This is a genomic window from Flavobacterium sp., from assembly GCF_041911335.1.
GTDB lineage: Bacteria > Bacteroidota > Bacteroidia > Flavobacteriales > Flavobacteriaceae > Flavobacterium.
Window position 1 is genome coordinate 17,464 of the sequence record NZ_JAYRPD010000020.1, and the last position, 23,253, is coordinate 40,716.

Below are 23,253 nucleotides of genomic sequence, written 5' to 3' on the forward strand. Positions count from 1 at the left end.
AAAATATCTCGGCGAATCTCTGTGTAAAAAGTTTAACCACAAAGGGCACAATGAAAGCACAAGGAACACAAAAAAATCAGCGATTATCCGTTCAATCTGTGTTATCCGCGTTCTAAAAACTTATCACTAGTTCAAGAGATGCTTTACAGCATGACAACTGAGACTGCGACTGAAGACTGCTACTAAGATAACTACTCAACTACTGCAGCAAATTGCGAATCGTATAATTTTTTGTAATAACCATTTTCTTTAGCCAAAAGCTCTTGATGTGTTCCTAATTCTACAATTTGGCCTTTATCCATAACCACAATTTTACTAGCATTTACAACTGTTGCCAATCGGTGCGCAATAACAATTGAAGTTCTACCTTTTGTAATGGTTTCAGTCGCTTTTTGAATCAATTCTTCCGAATGTGTGTCAATTGAAGAAGTGGCTTCATCTAAAATTAAAATACTAGGATTGCTTACAAATGCCCTTAAAAAAGCAATTAATTGACGTTGACCAGAGGATAACATGACACCGCGTTCTTTTACGTTGTAATCATAACCATCGGGCAAGCTCATGATAAATTCATGTACTCCAATTTTCTTAGCTGCAGCTATAACGTCTTCTCTTGTAATGGCTTCGTTATGCAAAGTGATGTTGTTGTAAATACTATCTGCAAATAAGAAAACATCTTGTAAAACAATAGCAATTTGCTTGCGAAGACTTTCTAAAGTGTAATTTTTTATATTCTGATTATCAATATTAATTTCACCTGAATCAATTTCGTAAAAACGATTCAATAAATTGATAATAGTCGATTTTCCAGCACCGGTACTTCCCACAATAGCAATAGTTTCGCCAGGTTGGACTTCTAAATTAATGCCTTTTAAAACTTCTTCATTTTTGATGTAGCTAAAACGAACGTCTTTCAACTGAATTAAACCTTTAAAATGCGTCGCTTCAACACTTCCTTTATCTTGAACGTTTTCTTCTTTTTCTAAAATTTCAAAAACTCTATCGGCAGCAATAATTCCCATTTGCATCACGTTGAATTTATCCGCAATTTGACGCAATGGGTTAAATAACATATTGATTAACATAGTGTAAGCGAATAAATCTCCCACAGTAGTTAATGTGTCACCATTTATGATGGAAATTCCGGCGTAATACACAATCGCACCAAGCGTTAAGGATGAAACGATATCGGCAATAGGGAAGAAGATGGAGTTGTACAAAATGTTTTTTAACCAAGCTACATTGTGTTTTTGGTTGATTTCTTTGAACTTTTCTAATTCAATTGCTTCTCTATTAAACAATTGTACGATTTTCATTCCTGTTAATCGCTCTTGTACAAAGGTGTTTAAGTTAGCTACTTCATTTCGAACTTCGTTAAAAGCAACTTTCATTTTCTTTTGGAAAACATCGGTAGCGTAGATTAAAACTGGCATTGCGGCTAATACGATTAACGATAATTTCCAGTTCATAAAGAACATAATTCCCAAAATCACGACCATTTTAAGTACATCACTCACAATCATAAACAAACCTTGACTGAAAATACTAGCAATCGATTCAATATCTGAAACGGAACGTGTTACTAATTTCCCAACAGGTTCATTGTCAAAATACTTCATTTTAAAGGAAGTAATATGATGGAATAATTTATCGCGAATATCTTTAATAATGTCTTGACCGAGCCAGTTTGCCCAATACGTAAAGTAAAATTGCGCTAAAACCTCTAACAAAAGTACTACTGCCATTAAAACAACATAAAGAAGTAATCCGTTTTCGTCTTCGGGTTTGATGTATTCGTCAACCGTTTGTTTCAATAAATACGGACGCGCTGCAGCGAAAATAGAAAGTAAGATAGCCCAAACGATTACCCAATTGAACCTTTTTTGGTAAGGCTTCGCATAGTGCAATACTTTTTTTAGTGATTTGGATTTGATGAGCTTCATTTATCTATTTTCTATATTCTGTGTTCTATTTTCTAAAATCTATTTTCTGTCTTCAATGTATGGATATCTTACATTCACCAAATACAATCCGTGTGCTGGAACTGAAAATCCGGCTTTTCCTCTGTTTTTACTTTCGATAATCGTTCTTAAATCAGCGACTTCTATTTTGCCTAAACCGATGTTTACCATAGTTCCCACAATCGCTCTTACCATATTGCGTAAAAATCGATCCGCTGTGATGGTAAAGATAAGTTGATTTCCCGATTGTTTCCAACGTGCTTCCGAAATTTTACAATTAAAGGTATTCACATCAGTATGTACTTTCGAAAAACACTCAAAATCGATGTATTCAAACAAAATTTTACACGCTTCGTTCATTTTGTCCAAATCCAAACGATGCGAATGGTACCAACTTCCATCGGTAATAAACGCATCTTTAAACGTGTGCATGTAATATTCGTAAGTTCTCGAAGTCGCATCAAAACGGGCATGAGCATCATCAGCTACCTTAAAAATTCGATACACTACAATCGACGGCGGTAAAAACGAATTCAATTTGTGTGACCAATAGTAGGAATCCAATTCCAATTCAGTTTCAAAATGCGCATACATTTGTTTGGCATGCACGCCCGAATCCGTTCTTCCGGCACCTACAATGGCGATAGTTTCTCTGAAAAGGGTAGAAAGCGCCTTTTCCAAAGTTTCCTGTACCGAAGCGGCGTCAGGCTGACTCTGAAATCCGTGGAAGTTTTTTCCGTTGTAGGCAAATTCTATGAAATATCTCAAAATTAGGTGTTCGGTTTTCTTAAATAGCTTGCAAATTTACAAAATTCAAAAGTAAAGTTCGTTTCAAATTGTGATAATAAAAACTTAATTTTGTCTTATGAAGAAAATTCTATTGTTATCCGATACGCACAGTCATATTGATGATGTCATTTTAAAATACGTCAACCAAGCTGATGAAGTGTGGCACGCAGGCGATATTGGGAATTTAGAAGTCACAGACACCATTAAAAAACTAAAACCACTTCGCGCTGTTTATGGAAACATCGACGATGAAAAAGCACGTTTAGAATTCCCATTAAACAATCGATTTTTCTGTGAAGGAGTTGATGTTTGGATTACGCATATTGGTGGTTATCCTGATAAATACAATCAAGTAATTCGAGCTGAAATCACAAAGAATCCTCCGAAATTATTCATTTGTGGTCATTCGCACATTCTAAAAGTGCAATTCGATAAAAAATTGAATTTATTACACATGAATCCAGGTGCTTGTGGAAAATATGGATTTCACCAAGTAAGAACTATGTTGCGCTTTGAAATCGATGGAGATAAAATTCAAAATTTAGAGATTGTTGAGTTAGGGAAGAAGTAGTTTAAAACTTCAAAATTCGTTGTTCATCTGTTCTATTCTAAAACAAAAAAATCCGAAACTTTCGCTTCGGATTTTTTCTTCGCACTAATAAACTAAGATGATAGGTTTATCGTAATCGATCAACAGATTTTACGAGCTCTTCGTCCTTTTTTATTGCCTTGTTGGCCAAGACTAATAAAACGATAGAAATTGCAGGAAGAAACATCCCAATACCCTTCTCAGAAACCATGGTTTCTCCGGATAAGTTTAGCGAGCGATACACAAAAAATCCTAGTAAAATAAAGTTAAATATCATGTTCAATCTGTTTAACACAAATTGATGTTGCCTCTTTTTAAAATTGATAATACTAAAAACCGCTAATAAAGCTGAAACCACGAAAAAAATGATATACAATAAAGAAGAAGTAAAAAACACTTCTTTTTTATCGGTTGTTGTCCATAAAGAAAATACAAATGGCAAAGCGCCCATCGCAATAGCGCTGATAGCCATATAAACCGTTTGAATTCTTTGTATCATTTTGAGTTAATTTGTAGAGCAAAAATAGTATTTCTTTTCAATTAAAACTATTGTTATATCCAAATTTATTCGTATTATTGCATTGTGTTAGTCGTAAGTACTTCATTCTGCGACACCTTACACCTCAAAAAAAATCTATCATTTTTTTGTTTTAACCCTATCAACAATTTTATTCAACTTATATCCATGTTTGATATTGAAGTATTAAAGGAGATGAAACTCTCTGATTTGCAAGAGATTGCAAAAGTGGCTAAAATTAATAAATACCGTTCACTTAAAAAAGATGACTTGGTATATCAAATTTTAGACTTACAAGCTGCTAAGCCAGAAGTAATTAAATCTGAATTACCTAAAGAAGTAGCTACAGACCAACCTAAAGAAAAAAGAGCGCGAATTGCTCCTAAAAAAGAAGTTAGCCAAGCGCCAAAAATAAAAAAAGATTTATTCTCAAAACCTTTAAAAGATTTACCAGAAGATAGCATTCCTCAAGTAACTGATAAAGATGATGAAATCAAAGTAAGTGAGTTAAAAGTAGTTTCACCTAAACCAAATGACAAACTGCCTCGTAAAGATTTTAAAAATAAAAAACCTTTACCAAACAAAGAAGCTATTAACGAAGATGTAGCTAAAGCTGAAAAACCAATTAAAGAAGTGACTACTACAGAAACTTCTCAGAATGATAAAAATTTGCCAAGAAATCCAAATCACAAGGCAAATCAAAATAATCCCAACCATCCTGATTACAAAAAAAGTAATCCTGCTGAAGGGAATACTGGGAACACTCCAAATAACAATAAAAATCCAAATCAAAACAAAAAACCAAATTTCAGAGAACCTGATTATGAGTTCGACGGAATTATTGAAAGTGAAGGCGTTTTAGAAATGATGCCTGATGGTTACGGATTTTTACGTTCGTCAGATTATAACTACTTAGCGTCTCCAGATGATATTTATTTGTCAACGTCTCAAATTCGTTTGTTCGGATTAAAAACGGGTGATACTGTAAAAGGAGTAGTGCGCCCACCAAAAGAAGGAGAAAAATATTTCCCTTTGGTAAAAGTATTAAAAATCAATGGTCATGATCCACAAGTTGTTCGCGATAGAATTGCTTTTGATCATTTAACGCCAATCTTTCCAAAAGAGAAATTCAATTTAGCAGAACGTAATAGTACCATTTCAACTCGTATTATCGATTTGTTTTCTCCAATAGGAAAAGGACAACGTGGTATGATTGTAGCCCAACCAAAAACGGGTAAAACGATGTTGTTAAAAGATGTTGCGAATGCTATTGCTGCTAATCATCCTGAAGTTTATTTAATTGTTTTATTGATTGATGAACGTCCGGAAGAAGTAACCGATATGCAACGTAGTGTGCGTGGTGAAGTAATTGCTTCAACTTTCGACAGAGAGCCTCAAGAGCATGTTAAAATTGCCAATATTGTATTAGAAAAAGCAAAACGTTTAGTAGAATGTGGTCACGATGTAGTGATTTTATTAGATTCGATTACACGTTTAGCAAGAGCATACAATACGGTTCAACCAGCTTCTGGAAAAGTATTGAGTGGTGGTGTGGATGCAAATGCGTTACAAAAACCAAAACGTTTTTTTGGAGCGGCTCGTAATGTAGAAAATGGTGGTTCGTTAAGTATCATCGCAACTGCATTAACAGAAACCGGTTCTAAAATGGACGAAGTAATCTTCGAAGAATTTAAAGGAACTGGAAACATGGAATTACAGTTAGACAGAAGAATTGCCAACAAACGTATTTTCCCTGCAATCGACTTGGTTTCTTCAAGTACTCGACGCGACGATTTGTTATTAGACGAAAATACCATCCAAAGAATGTGGATTATGCGCAAATACTTAGCCGATATGAACCCAGTAGAAGCTATGGATTTCATCCACGACCGTTTCAAGAAAACAAGAAATAACGAAGAATTCTTAATTTCAATGAATGAATAAAATTAGAAACTCCGATGAAAATCGGAGTTTTTTATAGTATTATTTTGTATATAGATTTAATTTTCAAATTCATTAAAAGAAATCAGTGTAAATCCGTTAAATCTGTGTTATCCGCGTTCCAACAAAATTAAAAACCATTCACAATAGCTAAAAAGTCATCTGCTTTTAAAGCAGCACCACCAATTAATCCTCCATCTACATCAGGTTTTGAGAAGATTTCTTTCGCATTATCAGGTTTTACACTTCCTCCGTATAAAATGGTTAAGTTGTCTGCGATATCAAATCCGTATACTTTTTCAACTAAAGTTCTTATGAATTTATGCATTTCTTGCGCTTGTTCTGGAGAAGCCGTTTCGCCTGTTCCAATTGCCCAAACCGGTTCGTAAGCCAAAACAATATTCGCCCAATCTTTTTTCTCTAAATGGAACAATCCATCGCGAAGTTGGTATTCTACAATATTAAAATGATTGTTTTGTTGACGGTCTTTTAATTCTTCACCAAAACAAAAAATAACGCGCATTTCGTGTTTTAAAGCGGTATCGACTTTACTAGCTAATAAAGCATCGGTTTCATGAAAATACGCACGTCTTTCACTGTGACCTAAGATTACAGTTGTTACGCCGATATCGGTTAACATTGAAGCTGCAATTTCACCTGTAAAAGCGCCACCTTCTGCTTGGTGCATGTTTTGAGCGGCTACTGTAATTCCTTTTCCATTCGTGATTTCAACTGCTTTTGATAGGTTGACAAACGTTGGAGCTACAATAATTTCAGTAGTTGTATTTGGTTTTTTTGCGATAATTTCTTCTAATAATGCAACGGTTTCTTTTTGAGTTTTGTGCATTTTCCAGTTTCCGGCAACGATATTTTTTCTCATTGAAATTTCATTTTTATTAATTTCAAAAGTACTAATTTGTTTGTTTAATTAGTACTTTTTGGTCACCTCATTGTAATAAATTTACGCAAAGGTTTGCGAAGATTAGACTATTATTTAACCTTGTTTAATACCTCTTTTATTTTATCAAAGTCTTTTTCTATGGCTCTGTATAAAACAATTTTACCGGTTTTGTCCACTATTAAATATCTTGGAATCCAATCTACATCTAATGATTTTCCAAATGTTCCTTTCATGTTATCACCAATGAAATAATTCTCACCTTCCACTTCATGTTTTTCGATTCCTTGAATCCATTTTTCAAATGTTTTGTCAAAGGATAAGTTTACAAAAACAACGTCTTTACCATACGTTTGGTTTAATTTTTTTACTTCAGGCATTGCTTTAATACAATCGGAACACCATGAAGCCCAAAGTTCTATAAATATCGTTTTTCCTTCATGTTTTTTTACTACTTCTTGGAAAGTAATTGGCTGATCATTTGTTGTTTTTAAAACATAATTAAGGCTTTCATTTTTAAATGAAGTTTCTTCTTTTTGCGCACATCCTAAAGTGCTGATTAGCATTGTAGCTAAAACAAATATTTTTTTCATAGCTTATTTTTTTAATTCCGAATACGGTTTTTTAATTATTTTTTTGAATTCAGCACCATTGAATTTATTTTCATTGATGCCGTCGTAGTATTTGAATTCGTTTCCATTCCATAAATATTTTACTCCAGGTGTGTCTCTTCCTGAGCCTAGTTCTGTCCAAAACGGAATCACATCAATCATTTTGTATGGGAATTTCGTTCCTGCGAATTCAAAGAAAGTTGGAATTTTCTCTGGTTCTTCATTCATGAAAATCACGTAAACAGGAGGGAAGTTTTTGTCTTTTTTGCGCATTTCATTCAATTCTTTTGCCGTATCCATACAATGGTCGCAACCTGGAACAAAGTAGCACAGAATCTTTTTATCAGTATCAATTCCTGGGAAATATTTCTCGTAACCCGATTTTACTTTTTTAGGAGCATCTTCGGTTTTCTTTTCTTCTGCTTTTTTAATAGTATCTTTTATGATTGCAGTTGCTGGTCCTTCAACAGTTAATAAAGCGCTAGAATCAACCACAACTCCTAAATTGTCTTGAATTTCAGTAGTGGGTTCTTCCACAACTTCCACTACTGGTCGAATAGGAGCCACCATAAAAAGTGCTAAAATACAGCCTAAAGCAACTGATTTCAACAACCAAAAATTCGATTTTCCATCAGCAGGTACTAATTTGAATAACCAAACTAATAATCCAATCGCAATGATATTTTTAATAATCGCTTCAACTGGTGTCATTGGAATTAATTCTCCGAAACAACCACAATTTCCAGCATTTCCACTTACGAAAGTTGTGTAACTTAAGTGAATTGTGAAAACCGCTAACAATAAAATCGTAGCTGGAATCGTGATTTTTTTCAAGTAATCTTTTAATAAAATTGCAATTCCTAGCGCGAATTCAATTCCGATTAAAATTCGAGAGAAATAAGGCGCAAAACCTTCCGAAAATCCTAATGGATATAATTGTTTTACTTCAAAAGTGGAAATCGCAAAATAAGGCGATGGATATAATTTGGCTACAGCAGAAAGTAAAAATAATGCTGAAATGATAAGGCGTAAAATCCAAGAAATGTTTTTTGAGTTCATAGTATATTTAAATTACAAATAGCAAATCATAAATTACAAATAAGGACCAAATTTTAAAACTTCAAAATCCAAAAGTCTATACTTTGTATTTTTCGATTATAGAAGAAAATATCAATTTTAATTCTTTTCCTTCTTTTATTAGTTGTTCTGTTTCGGATTTAAATTCGGGGTTTGTTCTGTTTAATATGTTTAACCAATACACTGCTTCTTTACTTTCTTTTCTCGAAATTTTCAATCTAAAAACAAAATCTTTTTTACTTAATGATTCATTGGCTTCAATATAATTAGCTCCAATAGAACCTGATGCTCTAACCAATTGTTTTGAATCTTCAATATTTGAAATTGATTTTGGTAATTTACAAATATAAATTCTACAAGCTATTGCAAATTCAAGGGTTCTATCTTCTAAATCATACTTTTTTTCACTCATTTAGATTTTTTTGAATTTAAAAAATTGAAATTTTAGATTTATTTGTTTTTTGTTTTTTGCTTTTTGGGATTTCTAATGGCTAAAATACAATTTACAAAAGAGTTATCTTGTTAACGACTTGTTATTTATTTTCCATTAAAATCAAGGCGAAAACCGAATAGTTAATCATGTCTTGATAATTCGCGTCAATTCCTTCGGAAACTAAAGTTTTTCCTTTGTTGTCTTCGATTTGCTTCACACGAAGTAATTTTTGAATGATTAAATCAGTTAACGAACTGATTCGCATATCACGCCAAGCTTCACCATAATCGTGGTTTTTATTTTCCATTAAAGCTTTGGTTTCCGCAATTTTTTCATCGTATAAGCGCACAGCTTCATCTGCCGACATATCAGGTTGACTCGCAACTCCTTTTTCCATTTGAATCAAAGCCATCGCACAATAATTGATAATTCCGATGAATTCTGAAGTTTCATCTTCGTCCACTTTACGTACTTCGTTTTCTTGTAAACTGCGAATTCTTTGGGCTTTAATGAAAATTTGGTCAGTTAAAGAAGGCAAACGTAAAACACGCCATGCGGTACCGTAATCATGTGCTTTTTTTGAAAATAAATCGCGACAAACCGCTATAACTTTATCATATTGTTGAGAAGTATTCGACATTATTTGCTTTATATTTGTGTGAAATTTTTCAAAAGTAAGCATTTAAGTGAAAAGTGAAAAGTGAAAAGTGAAAAGAAATACAAATTAAGATGAATATCAATTGTAACGGAAAATTAATCGATTTATCAACTCTAAAAGTAATGGGGATTTTGAATGTGACGCCCAATTCCTTTTACGATGGTGGCAAGCACAAAGAAATCAATTCGATTATTCATCAGGTTGATAAAATGCTATCGGAAGGAGCTGATTTTATTGATATTGGAGCCTATTCAAGTAAGCCAAGTGCCGAATTTGTTTCGGAAGAAGAAGAGATCAAACGTTTAGTTCCGATTGTGAAATCATTGGTGGACACTTTTCCTAATATTATTTTATCAGTAGACACATTTCGAGCTCAAGTGGCGAAAGCTTCAGTCGAAAATGGGGTTGCGATGGTAAATGACATTGCAGCAGGTTGGTTAGATGATAAAATGTTGGAAACCGTTGCCGAATTGAAAGTGCCGTATATTATGATGCACATGCGAGGCAACCCACAAACGATGCAAAGTTTGACGCAGTATGATGATATTGTAAAAGAAATGATTTTCTATTTTTCAGAGCAAATTCAAAAGGCGAGAAGCTTTGGAATTTCTGATATTATTATTGATCCTGGATTTGGTTTTGCCAAAACATTGGAACAGAATTACGAAGTGTTGCATAAAATGGGATTATTTTCGATGTTAGAATTACCATTATTAGCCGGAGTTTCCAGAAAATCGATGATTTATAAAGTGTTAGAAAGTTCGCCACAAGAAGCATTGAACGGCACTTCGGTGTTGAATACAATTGCGTTACAAAAAGGAGCTAAAATTCTCCGAGTTCATGATGTTAAAGAAGCGGTGGAATGTATAAAATTAGTCAGTAAATTAAAATAAAGAATGAAGAAATTAGTTGCTATTATTGCCTTGATGGGCTTGTTTTCTTGTAATAACGAAGAAGTATTGTTGCCTCAAGAAAATGTTTCGGTTCTAAAAGAAATGACCGATCATTCACCTATTTATATGTTTTTTAAAACCGAAGAAAATCCAGACAACAAAGAAAAATTAGATACGATTGTAGAAGTGAATCGCAAGAATTCTATTGCATCAACCAATTGGGTTTTTAATATCGACAAACGTTTACCCTTGAAATTAGTCATTCCAGAAGTGATGAATTTACAAGACAAAAAGAAACGCAGTTCCCACTCAAAAGAAGGAACCATGAACGTTTTTACGTATTCGGATAGTGTGGCTAAGAATTTGGCTTTTTTCCCTTTTACCGATGTAGAGTTTAAATACAGAAAATACTTCTCTAAGTTTTTTATAAAAAAACACGCCGAACACTATAGAAATTACCACAATTTCACCGTGAATTTCAATAAAGACAACAAAATAACGGTTGATGGTGTAGATGTTTCAAGAGAAGAATTTATTGACTACATCAAAGAATTTGCCGATTTCACAAGTGACGGAAAAATCACAATGCTACATTTGAATTTTGATAACCGATTAACCTATGACCAATACATTCAAAATAAAATTTTGGCATGGAAAGCAACGAATAATGAAATCCAGTTGTCTTCTTTTGAATTTGTGTACGATGAGAAAAAATTGCCTGAATGTGGATGTAAGTTGTAAGTAATAAGTTAAGAATTGGATGAATTAGTTTCCTATTACCCTCTTTAACCTTTTACCTTATCACTGATGATGATACGGTTCATTTCTCAAAATCGTAAATCCTCTATAGATTTGTTCAATGACAAATAAGCGCACCATTTGATGCGAAAACGTCATTTCCGATAAGGAAACTTTTCCTTGTGCTTTTTGGTAAACGGTTTCGCTAAATCCGTACGGACCACCGATTACGAATACTAACGTTTTAATTCCAGTATTCATTTTCTTTTGTAAAAAATCGGAGAATCCTACGCTACTGAAGGTTTTACCGTTTTCGTCGAGTAGAATTAATTGGTCAGTAGGTGTGATTTTAGATAAAATCAATTCGCCTTCTTTTTCTTTTTGTTGGGCTTCGGATAAATTCTTTACGTTTTTAATATCGGGAATAATTTCCAAATCAAATTTCACGTAAAAAGACAAACGCTTGGTGTAATCATCAATCAAGGTTTGAAGGGCTTTATTATCTGTTTTTCCGATAGCTAAAAGACGAATGTTCATGTGGTTGGTTTTGTGAAATGAAAAATCACTCTTTTTGGGAGTGATTTTCGATATTAGTTAATTTCTTCCGTTTGCTTTTCTTTGAAGTCGATTTCACAAGCGTAAGAAAATAATTTTTCTTTCTTAATGATATCGGCAGTTCCTTCAGGAAGCATATCTTCCCAACCTGATTCACCTCTACAAATCATTTTTAATACTTTTCTTGAGAAAATATCTAAGTTCTTTTCGTCAAAATCTTTAATATCAATTACTTTTCCGTTGAATTTGAAGAACTTGTACAATTCTTTCATTCTTGGATGTACTTTTAAATTTTCAGAAGTGATGATATTACCACTTTCGTCTTTCATTGGGTACAAGTACACTTTTAAGTCGCGATAGAATAATTTTCCAAAAGCTTCCAAAATTCCTCCTGATAAATGGCGGTAATATTTTTCATCGAAGATTTCGACTAAGTTATTTACTCCCATAGCCAATCCCATTCTTGCTTTTGAATAGTTAGAGAAGTATTCCACAACTTTGAAATACTCTTGGAAGTTAGAAATCATTACCGTTTGTCCTAATTTACAAAGTAACTCAGCACGGTCTAAGAAGTCACGTTCGTCAATTTCACCTTCTGCTTTTAAATTGGAAAGCGTAATTTCAAAAACAACAAATGTGTTGTCTTCGGCTACTTTATTTTCTTTGATAAACATGTTATATGATTCCTCATACATGTCCATATTTACTTTAGTAACAGGTCTAAAACTCCCTCTTAATGCTAAGATATTCTTCTTATATAAAACAGCAGCAGGTAAAATGTTTTTCCCATCTGGACCAAACATTACGGCATCTGTCATTCCATTTTTAACTAATTGTAAACTCATCAAACGATTGTCCACATTGGCAAATCTTGGGCCTGAGAAGTTTACCGTATCAATTTCTAATTGGTCTTTATCTAAGTGATCGTATAAATAACGAAGTAATTTTTTTGGGTCGTTGTATTTATAGAAAGCACCATAAATTAAATTTACCCCTAAAATCCCTAGAGTTTCTTGTTGTAATTTAGCATCATTTTCTTTGAAACGAATGTGAAGAATAATTTCGTTATAATCTTCATCTGGCTCTACTTGGTAAACGATTCCAACCCATCCGTGACCTTTAAATTGCTTTGCAAAGTCGATTGTAGCAACCGTATTAGCATAACTAAAAAACAATTTATTTGGATGTTTGTCTCTACTTAAACGTTGTTCAACAAGATTAATTTCATGAGTTAGCATTTTACGAAGACGACTTTCTGTTACATAACGACCATCAGATTCTTCACCATAGATAGCGTCACTAAAGTCTTTATCGTATGCCGACATGGCTTTTGCTATAGTTCCAGAAGAGGCTCCAGCTCTAAAAAAGTTACGTACTGTTTCTTGTCCTGCACCAATCTCTGCAAACGTTCCATAGATGTTTTCATTAAGATTGATTCTTAATGCTTTATCTTTAATGGAAGGGATTTGCTCTATCTCTTTATCTCCACGAACTTTAATATCTGTAACCATACTTTTCATTAAAATATATTTTGGGGTACACGAGAATAATAATCTCTAATTGCAAAGTTAATCATTTTATAAAAACTACCATAATTATTGTTATTTTTGTGCAAAAGATAAGGTTGTGAAAATTTACTTTTTAGGAACAGGTACATCTCAAGGAATTCCAGTAATTGGAAGTCATCACTCAGTTTGTTTGAGTACGGATAAAAAAGACAACAGATTACGTGTTTCTGTTTGGATTGAAACCGAAGATGCTTCTATTGTTATCGATTGTGGTCCCGATTTTAGACAACAAATGCTAAATTCGAAATGTCCTAAAATTGACGCTTTGTTATTTACACACGAACATGCTGACCATACTGCAGGTTTAGACGATATTCGTCCGTTCTTTTTTAAACAAGGAGCTATTGCCATTTATGCTCATGAACGTGTATTGAAGAATTTAGAACGAAGATTCGATTACATCTTTGAAACCGAAAATAAATATCCAGGAGCACCTTCTGTTTCTGAAAATGAAGTCATTAATAATCAATCGTTTATAGTGAATAATGAAGTTGTTATTCCCGTAAATGCGTACCATGGTTCGTTGCAAGTTTTTGGATACCGAATTCAAGATTTTGTGTATTTGACAGATGTGAAAACAATGGATGCTTCTGAAATCGAAAAAATTAAAGATTGTAAGGTTTTGGTTGTGAATTGCTTGCGAGAAGAACCACATGCGACACATTTTAATTTAGAAGAAGTTTTACATTTCATATCTTTGGTGCATCCAAAAACGACTTATTTAACACATATCAGCCATTTGTTTGGTTTTCATAAAGAAATTCAGAAGAAATTGCCAGAAAATGTGTTTGTAGCTTATGACAATTTAGAAATTAATATTTAATACTTATGAAGAACGTAATTTTGTATGCTTTGATTTTCTCATTATTGTTTAATGTATTTCAATATGTGAATTCAACCAAAATATTAGATGCAAAAGACAAAGAAATACTAAAAGTAAAAGCGAATTTAAAAACGTCGAGAGATTCTGTTGCCACTTTAGCTAATGCTAATTATTTTGCTTTGGAAAGCGACGAAGATGCACAAGAATATTTCTTTTCTAACAATCTAGATTATCAAAAAGTTGCTGTAAAAGTTAAAGAAGATTTGATTAGTTTAAACGAAAATAAAAAAGGAAATCCGCTTGTTCCTTATGAACCAATTGATGGTGTTCCGTTTTTGATTAATACATCAAAAATTCTGAATCACAGATGGATAATTGCTGAATTTTCTTGTGGCGATTTATGGGGTCAAGTTTTAATAAAATATTTTGTCACAGAAGGAAAACCAACTTATTTTGAAACAGTAGAAACGGTTTTATACGAAAGACAAACGAAAGAATAAATAAATTAGGTTAAAACATGTCAACTACAACTACAAAAACTGAATTAGAGTGTTATTTTGATCAATTCAGAAAGGATATAATTGGTATCAATCAAAAATTTCAATCGCCTTTTGGGGAAAAGAAAATCATTTATACCGATTGGACAGCCAGTGGAAGATTATATCGTCCAATTGAAGAGAAATTGATGAATGATTTTGGTCCGTTTGTTGCCAATACGCATACCGAAACTTCAGTTACAGGAACCGCTATGACAATGGCGTATCATGAAGCACGTCACATTATCAAACATCATGTAAACGCATCGGATTCGGATATTTTAATTACCGATGGAACCGGAATGACGGGTGTTGTAAACAAATTCCAACGTATTTTAGGACTTCGTATTCCAGAAAATTTAAAAGAGTTTACTGCGATTCCAAACGAGTTGAAACCAATCGTTTTTATTTCGCACATGGAACACCATTCTAATCAAACGTCATGGTTAGAAACCATTGCTGATGTTGTGGTAATTCCAGCCGATGAAAATGGATTGTTATGTATTAATGAATTAAAGAATTTACTAGAAAAATACAAAGACAGAAGTTTTAAAATAGCTTCAATAACGTCTTGTTCAAACGTTACCGGAATTAGAACTCCGTATCATGAAGTGGCAAAATTAATGCACCAAAATAACGGTGTTTGCTTTGTAGATTTCGCTTGTTCGGGTCCGTATGTGAATATCAATATGCACCCAGAAGATGCAGAAAGTTATTTGGATGCGATTTTCTTTTCGCCTCATAAGTTTTTAGGTGGTCCTGGAACCTCAGGCGTTTTGATTTTCAACAAAGATTTATACAAAAATAACGTTCCCGATTGTCCCGGTGGTGGTACCGTAAGTTGGACTAACCCTTGGGGCGAACACAAATACATCGACAATATCGAAGATAGAGAAGATGGTGGAACTCCAGGTTTCTTACAAGTAATGAAAACGGCTTTGGCAATTCAGTTGAAAGAAAAAATGGGTGTTCAAAATATTTTAGAAAGAGAACACGAAATTGTTGCTTACATTTTTGAAGCTCTTGGAAATATCGATAACTTACATATTTTGGCAAACCAACACCAAGACAGGTTAGGAGTCATTTCGTTTTATATTGATGATTTACATTACAATTTAGGAGTAAAATTATTAAATGATAAATTCGGAATTCAAACGCGTGGTGGCTGCAGTTGTGCTGGGACTTACGGACATTATTTACTACACGTAGATCAAGAAACTTCGCACGATTTAGTTTGTAAAATTTCTTCAGGAGATTTAATTCAAAAACCAGGATGGATTCGTATGTCGATTCACCCAACAACTACAACAGAAGAAATAGAATTCGTTTGCGAAAACATCAAAGCTTTAGCAGCTAATCATAAAGAATGGGGAACGGATTATGAATACAATCCTAAAACCAATGAATTTGTTCATAAAAGTGCCAAAGGTGAAATCAAGGAAATGGTTCACAATTGGTTTAATTTATAAAAAGAAAGCTCAGTGATTACTGAGCTTTTTCTTTTGTATGTTTCCATCTTTTATGCGTCCACAAGTAAAATTCGGGTGCTTCATAGATTTGTTCTTCTACTAACTTCAAGAATTTATCAGTAATCTCATAATTAGGAACCGATTTTACATCTTCAGAAAGAATTTCAAAACTTGCTTCGTAATAACCACGTTTTATTTTTTTAGTTCTTAAAAAAATCACATTCATATCAAAACGTTTGGCTAACATTTCTGCACCTGTATGCACTGGAACCACATGTCCCATAAAGGATGCCCAATGATGAGCAGCACTTACTCTTGGCGATTGGTCACTAGCAAAACCATACAAACTTAAAACGTTGTTTCGGTAATTATTCTTAATCGTAGCGATAGTTTCTTTGGTGGTAATCAATTCAGCTTTAAATTTAGAACGGATACGTTTCACCAATTTATCAAAATACGGATTTGCTAATCTCTTATAAATTCCAATTCCTTTGAAATTAGTATAATAATTCATCGAAATCACCCATTCGTAACTCGCATAATGCGCGCACATCAGGGCAATACTTTTATTTTTTTTCTCTAAATCATAGTACACTTCCATATTAGTAAAAACAAAACGTTTTTCCATTTCTTTTTGCGAAATGCTCATGGTTTTTATCATTTCTAAAAACATATCACACATGTGACTGTAAAACTTTTTCTCTACGGTAAGTTGTTCTTTTTCAGATAAATGAGGAAGTGCTAGTCGTATGTTTTTTCGAACTACTTTTTTTCGATATCCGATAAGGTTATATACCAAAAAGCAAATAGCATCAGATAGCAAATAAAAAATAGGGAAGGGAAGTATAGAAATTATCCATAAAATGGGATAAACCAGTATATAAATCAATAATTGCATTACCTAAAATTTTTTACAAATATACTTCTTTCGTTCCAAGTAAATTTGACAAAGTATTCCTAAATTTACAAAAAAAACTTTATGAACATTGTTTTATTAGTGATTTTGGTGGCTAATGCTTTAATCAGTTACAAAGCCTTTAACGATTCTTCTTTCTTCAGAAAATACGAATTTCACATTGGAAGCATTCGCTCAGGCGAACAATACAGAATGTTTTCGTCTGGATTTTTACATGTAGATTTGATGCATTTGCTTTTCAATATGTTTACGCTTTATATGTTTGCTCCTTTTGTAATTAATAGTGTAGGTGCTATGTATTTTGCTTATCTTTATTTTGGAAGTTTAATTGCAGGAAATTTACTCACTTTGTATTTTCATAAAGATGAATATTACTACCGAGCGGTTGGCGCTTCTGGTGCGGTAATGGGAATTATTTATAGTGCTATTTTGTTAGAACCTAATTTGTATATGTACGGATTCATTCCAGGTTATATTTTCGGATTCGCATATTTACTATTTTCGATCTATGGCATGAAAGCAAAAAGCGATAATATTGGACATGTAGCGCATTTTGGAGGTGCCATTGGCGGATTTGGAATTACTTTAGCAAAATTCCCTTTTTTAATTACAGAAGAATCAAAAACAGTAATAGCATTGTTGGTTCCTATTGTAATTTTATTTATCATGGCTAAAATGAAAAAAATATAAGTGGATTCATTTTTGGCACAATACTTGAAAACTATAAATTATTAAAATATTAAGATTATGAAAAAACTAGTAATGATACTATTATTCTCAGTAGGTATGGTACACGCACAAGAAGTAAAAACAGTTCCACAAATTAGTGTTTCTGGCGAAGGAAAAATCAAAGTAACTCCAGACGAAGCGATAATTACAGTTGCGGTGGAAAATACAGGTAAAGAAGCAGCCGAAGTAAAAAAGAAAAACGATGAAATTGTAGATAAAGTGTTGAAATTAATCAAGCAACGTGGAATTCCAACAGCCGATTATCAAACACAACGTGTGAATTTGTACAAAAACTACGATTATAATACAAAAAAATACAATTATGTAGCCAATCAAACGATTTCTATTCATTTGAAAGACTTAACCAAATACGATAAGTTAATGATGGATTTGGTAGATAGCGGTATCAACTCAATTCAAGGAGTAGAGTTTAAATCGTCTAAGATTAAAGAGTTTGAACGTGATGCTCGTAAAAAAGCAATGGTAGATGCCAAACAAAAAGCAGAAGATTACGTTTCTGTTTTAGCGGGACAAAAAGTAGGGAAGGCTTTAGTGATTTCTGATAATTCTTATACCAACTATCCACGACCAGTTTATGCCGAAATGAAAACTATGGCGATGGCAGATGGAAGTGCAATGCCTAAGGAAACATTAGCTATTGGAGAAATTGAGATTATTTCTAATGTTTCAGTTTCTTTTGTATTGGAATAAAAAATAGTTTTAAAAAATTGAAAAGCCAGAATGAAAGTTCTGGTTTTTTGTTTATATAAAGACGTAAGCAATCACAAAAAACTTTTTGAAATTTAACTTCTTTATATGTTAACTTACTAATACATATCTCACCATTTTTGATGAATATGTATATTAAACATCATACTTTTTTGTTTGTCAAATATAATAAAATATTTACAAAACGTACCTTACAAAAACAAAAAAACTCCGATTTGCATCGGAGTGATTTTTTCTAAACTAACCCTAACTAAATGAGAAACTTTCTCTTATTACGTTGCAAATATCTTACCTTTTTTTGAATTGTAATGTTAAGGTTATGTTATTCTTATGTTATTGATTACTAAATTTTTACGAAAACGTTTTTTCTGTAAAAAATAAATTACAATTCATTATTTTTTGTCTTGTAAAGCAAAAACCTTTTTTAATAAATCGGAACTTCTTGCTGTTAAATTTGTACGAATTTCCTTCTCCTCAATAGCAATCATTTTGAAAACACCTTCCATTGCTTTGTTGGTTGTATAATCCGTTAAATCAGGATTCACTTTTGTCACTAACGGAATGGCGTTGTATTTCGTAATGATGTTGGTTCAAACTTTATCAGCACCTACTTTTGCAAAAGAATTTTTAATCATAGGATTAAATTTTGCATACAAAGCAGTAGAAGTCGTGTTTTGTAAATAAGTCGTTGCCGAACTTTCATTACCCATCAAAATATTTTTGGCATCATTAAAAGTCATTTGTTTTACAGCATCAACGAAGATCGGAGTCGCTTCTTTTACCGCGTCTTCAGCAGCACGATTTAAGACTTTCAATCCTTCATCGGCTAATTTACTCATCCCTATTTGACGTAATTTTTTATCTACCACTTGCAATTCTTGTGGTAATAAAATTTTAACAGCTTCATTCTTAAAAAAGCCATCTGTAGCAGTTAATTTTGAAACTTGTTTGGTAATTCCATTATTTAAGGCTTCTTTCAATCCGTTTCCAATTTCCGCCTGGCTCAAAACTCCTGTACCTTGTGGTAATTGGTCTAATACTTGTTGCATTTCGGCACATCCAAATAAACTAAAAACAAACAAATAAACTTAATACGATTTTTTTCATGATAAATATTTTGTCAACTATTTAGACAAAGATAGTGCCAATTTTTATCACAATTAATTCAAAATTTTAAATGAAATAAAATTATTAAATTCGTAAATTGCACCCTTTAAAACGAACAAAAATTACATATGGAACTACAAACTCCTTATATTCCTAAAAATAAAGTAAGAATTGTGACCGCAGCGTCACTTTTTGATGGACACGATGCAGCTATCAATATCATGCGTAGAATTATTCAAGCTACAGGAGTAGAAGTTATTCACTTAGGGCATGATAGAAGTGTGGAAGAAGTAGTAAATACCGCTATTCAGGAAGATGCTAATGCAATTGCAATGACATCTTACCAAGGAGGTCATAACGAATATTTCAAATACATGTACGATTTGCTTAAAGAAAAAGGAGCAGGTCACATCAAAATATTTGGTGGAGGTGGAGGTGTAATTTTACCATCTGAAATCTCAGAATTACACGAATACGGAATCGAAAGAATTTATTCACCAGACGACGGTCGTGCTATGGGATTACAAGGGATGATTAACGATTTAGTACAACGTTCCGATTATCCAATTGGAGATAAACTTACGGGAGAATTATCGCATATCGAAGAGAAAAATCCAACTGCAATTGCAAGATTAATTTCTGCAGCTGAGAATTTTCCTGAAATTGCAAAATCGGTTTTTGATGAAATTCACCAAAAGAATGAAACGTCAAAAATTCCAGTTTTAGGAATTACAGGAACGGGTGGTGCAGGAAAATCATCGTTAGTAGATGAATTAGTGCGTCGTTTTTTAATCGATTTTCCAGAGAAAACAATCGGTTTAATTTCGGTTGACCCATCAAAACGTAAAACAGGCGGAGCTTTGTTAGGCGATAGAATTCGTATGAATGCCATCAACAATTCTCGTGTTTACATGCGTTCGTTAGCAACTCGTCAATCAAATTTAGCGTTATCAAAATATGTGGCAGAAGCGATTCAAGTATTGAAAGCTGCAAAATACGATTTGATTGTTTTAGAAACTTCAGGAATTGGACAATCAGATACTGAAATTATGGACCATTCTGATGTTTCTTTATATGTAATGACGCCAGAATTTGGAGCAGCAACTCAGTTGGAAAAAATCGATATGTTAGATTTTGCTGATTTAGTAGCGTTAAACAAATTCGACAAACGTGGCGCTTTAGATGCCATTCGTGATGTAAAAAAACAATACCAACGCAATCATAATTTATGGGATGTAGATACCGATAAAATGCCAATTTTTGGAACTATCGCGTCGCAATTCAACGATCCAGGAATGAACACGCTTTACAAATCTATCATGGATAAGATTGTGGAGAAAACAGGAGCTGATTTAAAATCGACTTTTGAAATTACGCGTGAAATGAGCGAGAAGATTTTCGTAATTCCGCCACACAGAACTCGTTATTTATCTGAAATTGCAGAAAACAATAGAAAATACGATGAAACAGCACTTTCTCAAGTAGAAGTAGCTCAGAAATTATACGGAATTTTCAAAACCATCGAATCGGTTAACGGAAATGTACCGCAATTAGACAAAGCCGGAATTGTTGAAAGTTCTTTAAAAATTACTGCTGATAACAAAGATTTCGTTTCGTTATTAACTAAAGAATTCGACCGAGTAAAAATGAATTTAGATCCATATAATTGGGAAATCATTTTAACTTGGGACGAAAAAGTAAATAAATACAAAAATCCGGTTTATAGTTTTAAAGTTCGTGATAAAGAAATCAAAATTGCAACGCATACCGAATCGTTATCCCATTCACAAATTCCAAAAGTTGCCTTACCAAAATACCAAGCTTGGGGCGATATCTTAAAATGGAATTTACAAGAAAACGTACCGGGAGAATTTCCATTCGCATCAGGATTATATCCATTCAAACGTGAAGGAGAAGATCCAAGTAGAATGTTTGCCGGAGAAGGAGGACCAGAAAGAACCAACAAACGTTTCCACTATGTATCAGCTGGATTACCTGCAAAACGTTTGTCAACTGCTTTTGACTCGGTAACTTTATACGGAAATGATCCACACGTTCGACCAGATATTTATGGGAAAATTGGAAATGCAGGAGTTTCGATTTGTTGTTTAGATGATGCTAAGAAATTATATTCAGGTTTCGATTTAAGTCATCCGTTAACTTCGGTTTCGATGACAATTAATGGTCCAGCACCAATGTTGTTAGGATTCTTCATGAATGCTGCCATCGATCAAAACTGTGAAAAATATATCATTGAAAACGGTTTACAACACGAAGTTGAAGCTAAAATCAATGAAATTTACAAGAAAAAAGGAGTAGAGCGTCCAAAATATCAAGGTACTTTACCAGAAGGGAATAATGGTTTAGGTTTGATGCTTTTAGGAGTAACTGGAGACCAAGTTTTACCTTTAGAGGTTTACCAAGACATCAAAGTAAAAACGTTAGCACAAGTTCGTGGAACGGTTCAAGCGGATATTTTAAAAGAAGATCAAGCACAAAACACTTGTATTTTCTCAACTGAATTTGCATTACGTTTAATGGGTGATGTTCAGGAATATTTCATTAAGCAAAATGTTCGTAATTTTTATTCGGTTTCAATTTCTGGATATCATATTGCTGAAGCGGGTGCGAATCCAATTACTCAGTTAGCTTTCACGTTAGCAAATGGTTTCACTTACGTGGAATACTATTTAAGTAGAGGAATGAATATCAACGATTTCGGTCCGAATTTATCCTTCTTTTTCTCAAACGGAATCGACCCTGAATATGCGGTAATCGGTCGTGTAGCACGTAAAATTTGGGCAAAAGCCATGAAAAATAAATACGGTGCTAACGAAAGAGCACAAATGTTGAAATACCACATTCAAACTTCTGGACGTTCATTACACGCTCAAGAAATTGATTTCAACGATATTCGTACGACTTTACAAGCGTTATATGCAATTTACGATAACTGTAACTCGTTACACACAAATGCTTACGACGAAGCGATTACAACACCAACAGAAGAATCAGTGCGTAGAGCAATGGCAATTCAGTTGATTATTAATAAAGAATTAGGTTTAGCGAAAAATGAAAATCCAATTCAAGGTTCATTCATTATTGAAGAATTAACCGATTTAGTGGAAGAAGCTGTTTTACAAGAATTCGAAAGAATCACAGAACGTGGCGGAGTTCTTGGTGCAATGGAAACGATGTACCAACGTTCAAAAATTCAAGAAGAATCATTGTATTACGAAACCTTAAAACATACAGGAGAATTTCCAATTATTGGTGTAAATACGTTCTTAAGTTCAAAAGGTTCACCAACAGTTATCCCAGCTGAGGTTATTCGTGCAACAGAGGAAGAAAAACAATATCAAATTGATATGTTGAATAATCTGCATAAGAGAAATTCTGACAAGGTTGAAGAACAGTTAAATGTAATTCAAGAAGCTGCTATCAACAACCAAAACATTTTTGAAAAATTAATGGATGCTACGAAAGTGTGTTCGTTAGGACAAATCACCAGCGCATTGTTTGAGGTGGGTGGTCAGTATAGAAGAAATATGTAAAATTTAAATAAAAAACCTTCCATTTAGACTGCACCCAAAAGTTTAGACAAATTTATAATTAATTTTGATAATAGTGAGCTCGATATTTAATCGGGCTCATTTTGTTTAGATTTGATTTAATTCTTTCGTTATTGTAATAGTTTATATATTGTTTTATTTCAT

General features: G+C 33.2%; 22 protein-coding genes and 1 pseudogene. 10 read left to right on the forward strand and 13 right to left on the reverse strand.

Annotated features, from left to right (window positions below):
• Positions 1-191: 191 nt before the first annotated feature.
• A complete protein-coding gene (locus ACE3PD_RS02595) occupies positions 192-1,943 on the reverse strand; it encodes an ABC transporter ATP-binding protein (protein ID WP_374399260.1) in 1,752 nt (583 codons plus the stop codon).
• A 39-nt stretch (positions 1,944-1,982) separates the two neighbouring features.
• On the reverse strand, positions 1,983-2,729 hold the full coding sequence (gene truA, locus ACE3PD_RS02600) for a tRNA pseudouridine(38-40) synthase TruA (protein ID WP_374399262.1): 747 nt from the start codon (positions 2,727-2,729) through the stop codon (positions 1,983-1,985).
• 97 nt (positions 2,730-2,826) lie between these two features.
• Here truA and ACE3PD_RS02605 point away from each other — a divergent pair, with 97 nt between their 5' ends.
• A complete protein-coding gene (locus ACE3PD_RS02605; protein WP_374399264.1) occupies positions 2,827-3,321 on the forward strand; it encodes a metallophosphoesterase in 495 nt (164 codons plus the stop codon).
• Positions 3,322-3,427: 106 nt separating this feature from the next.
• Here the strand turns inward: ACE3PD_RS02605 and ACE3PD_RS02610 are convergent, their stop codons facing one another.
• Positions 3,428-3,838 carry a DUF4293 domain-containing protein gene (locus ACE3PD_RS02610; RefSeq protein WP_026724970.1) on the reverse strand — a complete coding sequence of 137 codons (411 nt, stop codon included), beginning with the start codon at positions 3,836-3,838 and terminating at the stop codon, positions 3,428-3,430.
• Between the two features lie 186 nt (positions 3,839-4,024).
• Here ACE3PD_RS02610 and rho point away from each other — a divergent pair, with 186 nt between their 5' ends.
• The gene (gene rho, locus ACE3PD_RS02615) at positions 4,025-5,800 is read left to right on the forward strand and encodes a transcription termination factor Rho (RefSeq protein ID WP_374399266.1); all 1,776 of its coding nucleotides are present in this window, start codon (positions 4,025-4,027) and stop codon (positions 5,798-5,800) included.
• Positions 5,801-5,927: 127 nt separating this feature from the next.
• Here rho and tpiA read toward each other — a convergent pair whose 3' ends face one another.
• The 5 genes from tpiA to ACE3PD_RS02640 all read right to left on the reverse strand — a co-directional run bounded on the left by tpiA (position 5,928) and on the right by ACE3PD_RS02640 (position 9,456).
• Positions 5,928-6,677 carry a triose-phosphate isomerase gene (tpiA, locus tag ACE3PD_RS02620; protein WP_374399268.1) on the reverse strand — a complete coding sequence of 250 codons (750 nt, stop codon included), beginning with the start codon at positions 6,675-6,677 and terminating at the stop codon, positions 5,928-5,930.
• Between the two features lie 110 nt (positions 6,678-6,787).
• Positions 6,788-7,288, reverse strand: coding sequence for a TlpA family protein disulfide reductase (locus ACE3PD_RS02625; protein ID WP_374399270.1), 501 nt, complete (start codon positions 7,286-7,288; stop codon positions 6,788-6,790).
• A gap of 3 nt (positions 7,289-7,291) precedes the next feature.
• Positions 7,292-8,365, reverse strand: a complete 1,074-nt coding sequence (locus ACE3PD_RS02630; RefSeq protein ID WP_374399272.1) for a MauE/DoxX family redox-associated membrane protein — start codon at positions 8,363-8,365, stop codon at positions 7,292-7,294.
• A 76-nt stretch (positions 8,366-8,441) separates the two neighbouring features.
• Positions 8,442-8,795, reverse strand: a complete 354-nt coding sequence (locus ACE3PD_RS02635) for a four helix bundle protein (RefSeq protein ID WP_374399276.1) — start codon at positions 8,793-8,795, stop codon at positions 8,442-8,444.
• Positions 8,796-8,916: 121 nt separating this feature from the next.
• Complete coding sequence (locus tag ACE3PD_RS02640; RefSeq protein WP_374399278.1) at positions 8,917-9,456, reverse strand: DUF1599 domain-containing protein; 540 nt, start codon at positions 9,454-9,456, stop codon at positions 8,917-8,919.
• 89 nt (positions 9,457-9,545) lie between these two features.
• On the opposite strand from ACE3PD_RS02640, the gene folP reads away from it, so the two are divergent.
• A complete protein-coding gene (folP, locus tag ACE3PD_RS02645; protein WP_374399280.1) occupies positions 9,546-10,367 on the forward strand; it encodes a dihydropteroate synthase in 822 nt (273 codons plus the stop codon).
• 3 nt (positions 10,368-10,370) lie between these two features.
• A complete protein-coding gene (locus ACE3PD_RS02650; protein ID WP_374399282.1) occupies positions 10,371-11,108 on the forward strand; it encodes a hypothetical protein in 738 nt (245 codons plus the stop codon).
• A gap of 60 nt (positions 11,109-11,168) precedes the next feature.
• On the opposite strand, the gene rlmH is transcribed toward ACE3PD_RS02650, so the two are convergent.
• Complete coding sequence (gene rlmH, locus ACE3PD_RS02655; RefSeq protein ID WP_374399284.1) at positions 11,169-11,642, reverse strand: 23S rRNA (pseudouridine(1915)-N(3))-methyltransferase RlmH; 474 nt, start codon at positions 11,640-11,642, stop codon at positions 11,169-11,171.
• A 53-nt stretch (positions 11,643-11,695) separates the two neighbouring features.
• Positions 11,696-13,171, reverse strand: coding sequence for a TonB-dependent receptor (locus ACE3PD_RS02660; RefSeq protein WP_374399300.1), 1,476 nt, complete (start codon positions 13,169-13,171; stop codon positions 11,696-11,698).
• A gap of 115 nt (positions 13,172-13,286) precedes the next feature.
• Here ACE3PD_RS02660 and ACE3PD_RS02665 point away from each other — a divergent pair, with 115 nt between their 5' ends.
• The 3 genes from ACE3PD_RS02665 to ACE3PD_RS02675 are packed head-to-tail and all read left to right on the forward strand — an operon-like array spanning position 13,287 to position 16,056.
• Positions 13,287-14,051: an MBL fold metallo-hydrolase gene (locus ACE3PD_RS02665; protein WP_374399286.1), complete on the forward strand. Its 765-nt coding sequence runs from the start codon at positions 13,287-13,289 to the stop codon at positions 14,049-14,051.
• 5 nt (positions 14,052-14,056) lie between these two features.
• Positions 14,057-14,551, forward strand: coding sequence for a hydrolase (locus tag ACE3PD_RS02670; protein WP_374399288.1), 495 nt, complete (start codon positions 14,057-14,059; stop codon positions 14,549-14,551).
• A 17-nt stretch (positions 14,552-14,568) separates the two neighbouring features.
• On the forward strand, positions 14,569-16,056 hold the full coding sequence (locus ACE3PD_RS02675) for an aminotransferase class V-fold PLP-dependent enzyme (protein ID WP_374399290.1): 1,488 nt from the start codon (positions 14,569-14,571) through the stop codon (positions 16,054-16,056).
• A 16-nt stretch (positions 16,057-16,072) separates the two neighbouring features.
• On the opposite strand, the gene ACE3PD_RS02680 is transcribed toward ACE3PD_RS02675, so the two are convergent.
• Positions 16,073-16,954, reverse strand: a complete 882-nt coding sequence (locus ACE3PD_RS02680; protein WP_374399292.1) for a lysophospholipid acyltransferase family protein — start codon at positions 16,952-16,954, stop codon at positions 16,073-16,075.
• A gap of 81 nt (positions 16,955-17,035) precedes the next feature.
• Here ACE3PD_RS02680 and ACE3PD_RS02685 point away from each other — a divergent pair, with 81 nt between their 5' ends.
• Both ACE3PD_RS02685 and ACE3PD_RS02690 read left to right on the forward strand, forming a co-directional pair.
• Positions 17,036-17,662 carry a rhomboid family intramembrane serine protease gene (locus tag ACE3PD_RS02685; RefSeq protein ID WP_374399294.1) on the forward strand — a complete coding sequence of 209 codons (627 nt, stop codon included), beginning with the start codon at positions 17,036-17,038 and terminating at the stop codon, positions 17,660-17,662.
• A 57-nt stretch (positions 17,663-17,719) separates the two neighbouring features.
• Positions 17,720-18,412 (forward strand): SIMPL domain-containing protein, encoded by a 693-nt coding sequence (locus ACE3PD_RS02690; RefSeq protein WP_374399296.1) that lies wholly within the window; start codon positions 17,720-17,722, stop codon positions 18,410-18,412.
• A 410-nt stretch (positions 18,413-18,822) separates the two neighbouring features.
• Here ACE3PD_RS02690 and ACE3PD_RS02695 read toward each other — a convergent pair.
• A pseudogene (locus ACE3PD_RS02695) lies at positions 18,823-19,479 on the reverse strand (DUF4197 domain-containing protein).
• Positions 19,480-19,665: 186 nt separating this feature from the next.
• Between ACE3PD_RS02695 and ACE3PD_RS02700 the strand changes: the two are divergent.
• Positions 19,666-23,091, forward strand: coding sequence for a methylmalonyl-CoA mutase family protein (locus ACE3PD_RS02700; RefSeq protein WP_374399298.1), 3,426 nt, complete (start codon positions 19,666-19,668; stop codon positions 23,089-23,091).
• A 58-nt stretch (positions 23,092-23,149) separates the two neighbouring features.
• Here the strand turns inward: ACE3PD_RS02700 and ACE3PD_RS02705 are convergent, their stop codons facing one another.
• A complete protein-coding gene (locus ACE3PD_RS02705) occupies positions 23,150-23,248 on the reverse strand; it encodes an IS3 family transposase (protein WP_374398722.1) in 99 nt (32 codons plus the stop codon).
• Between the last annotated feature and the right edge of the window lie 5 nt (positions 23,249-23,253).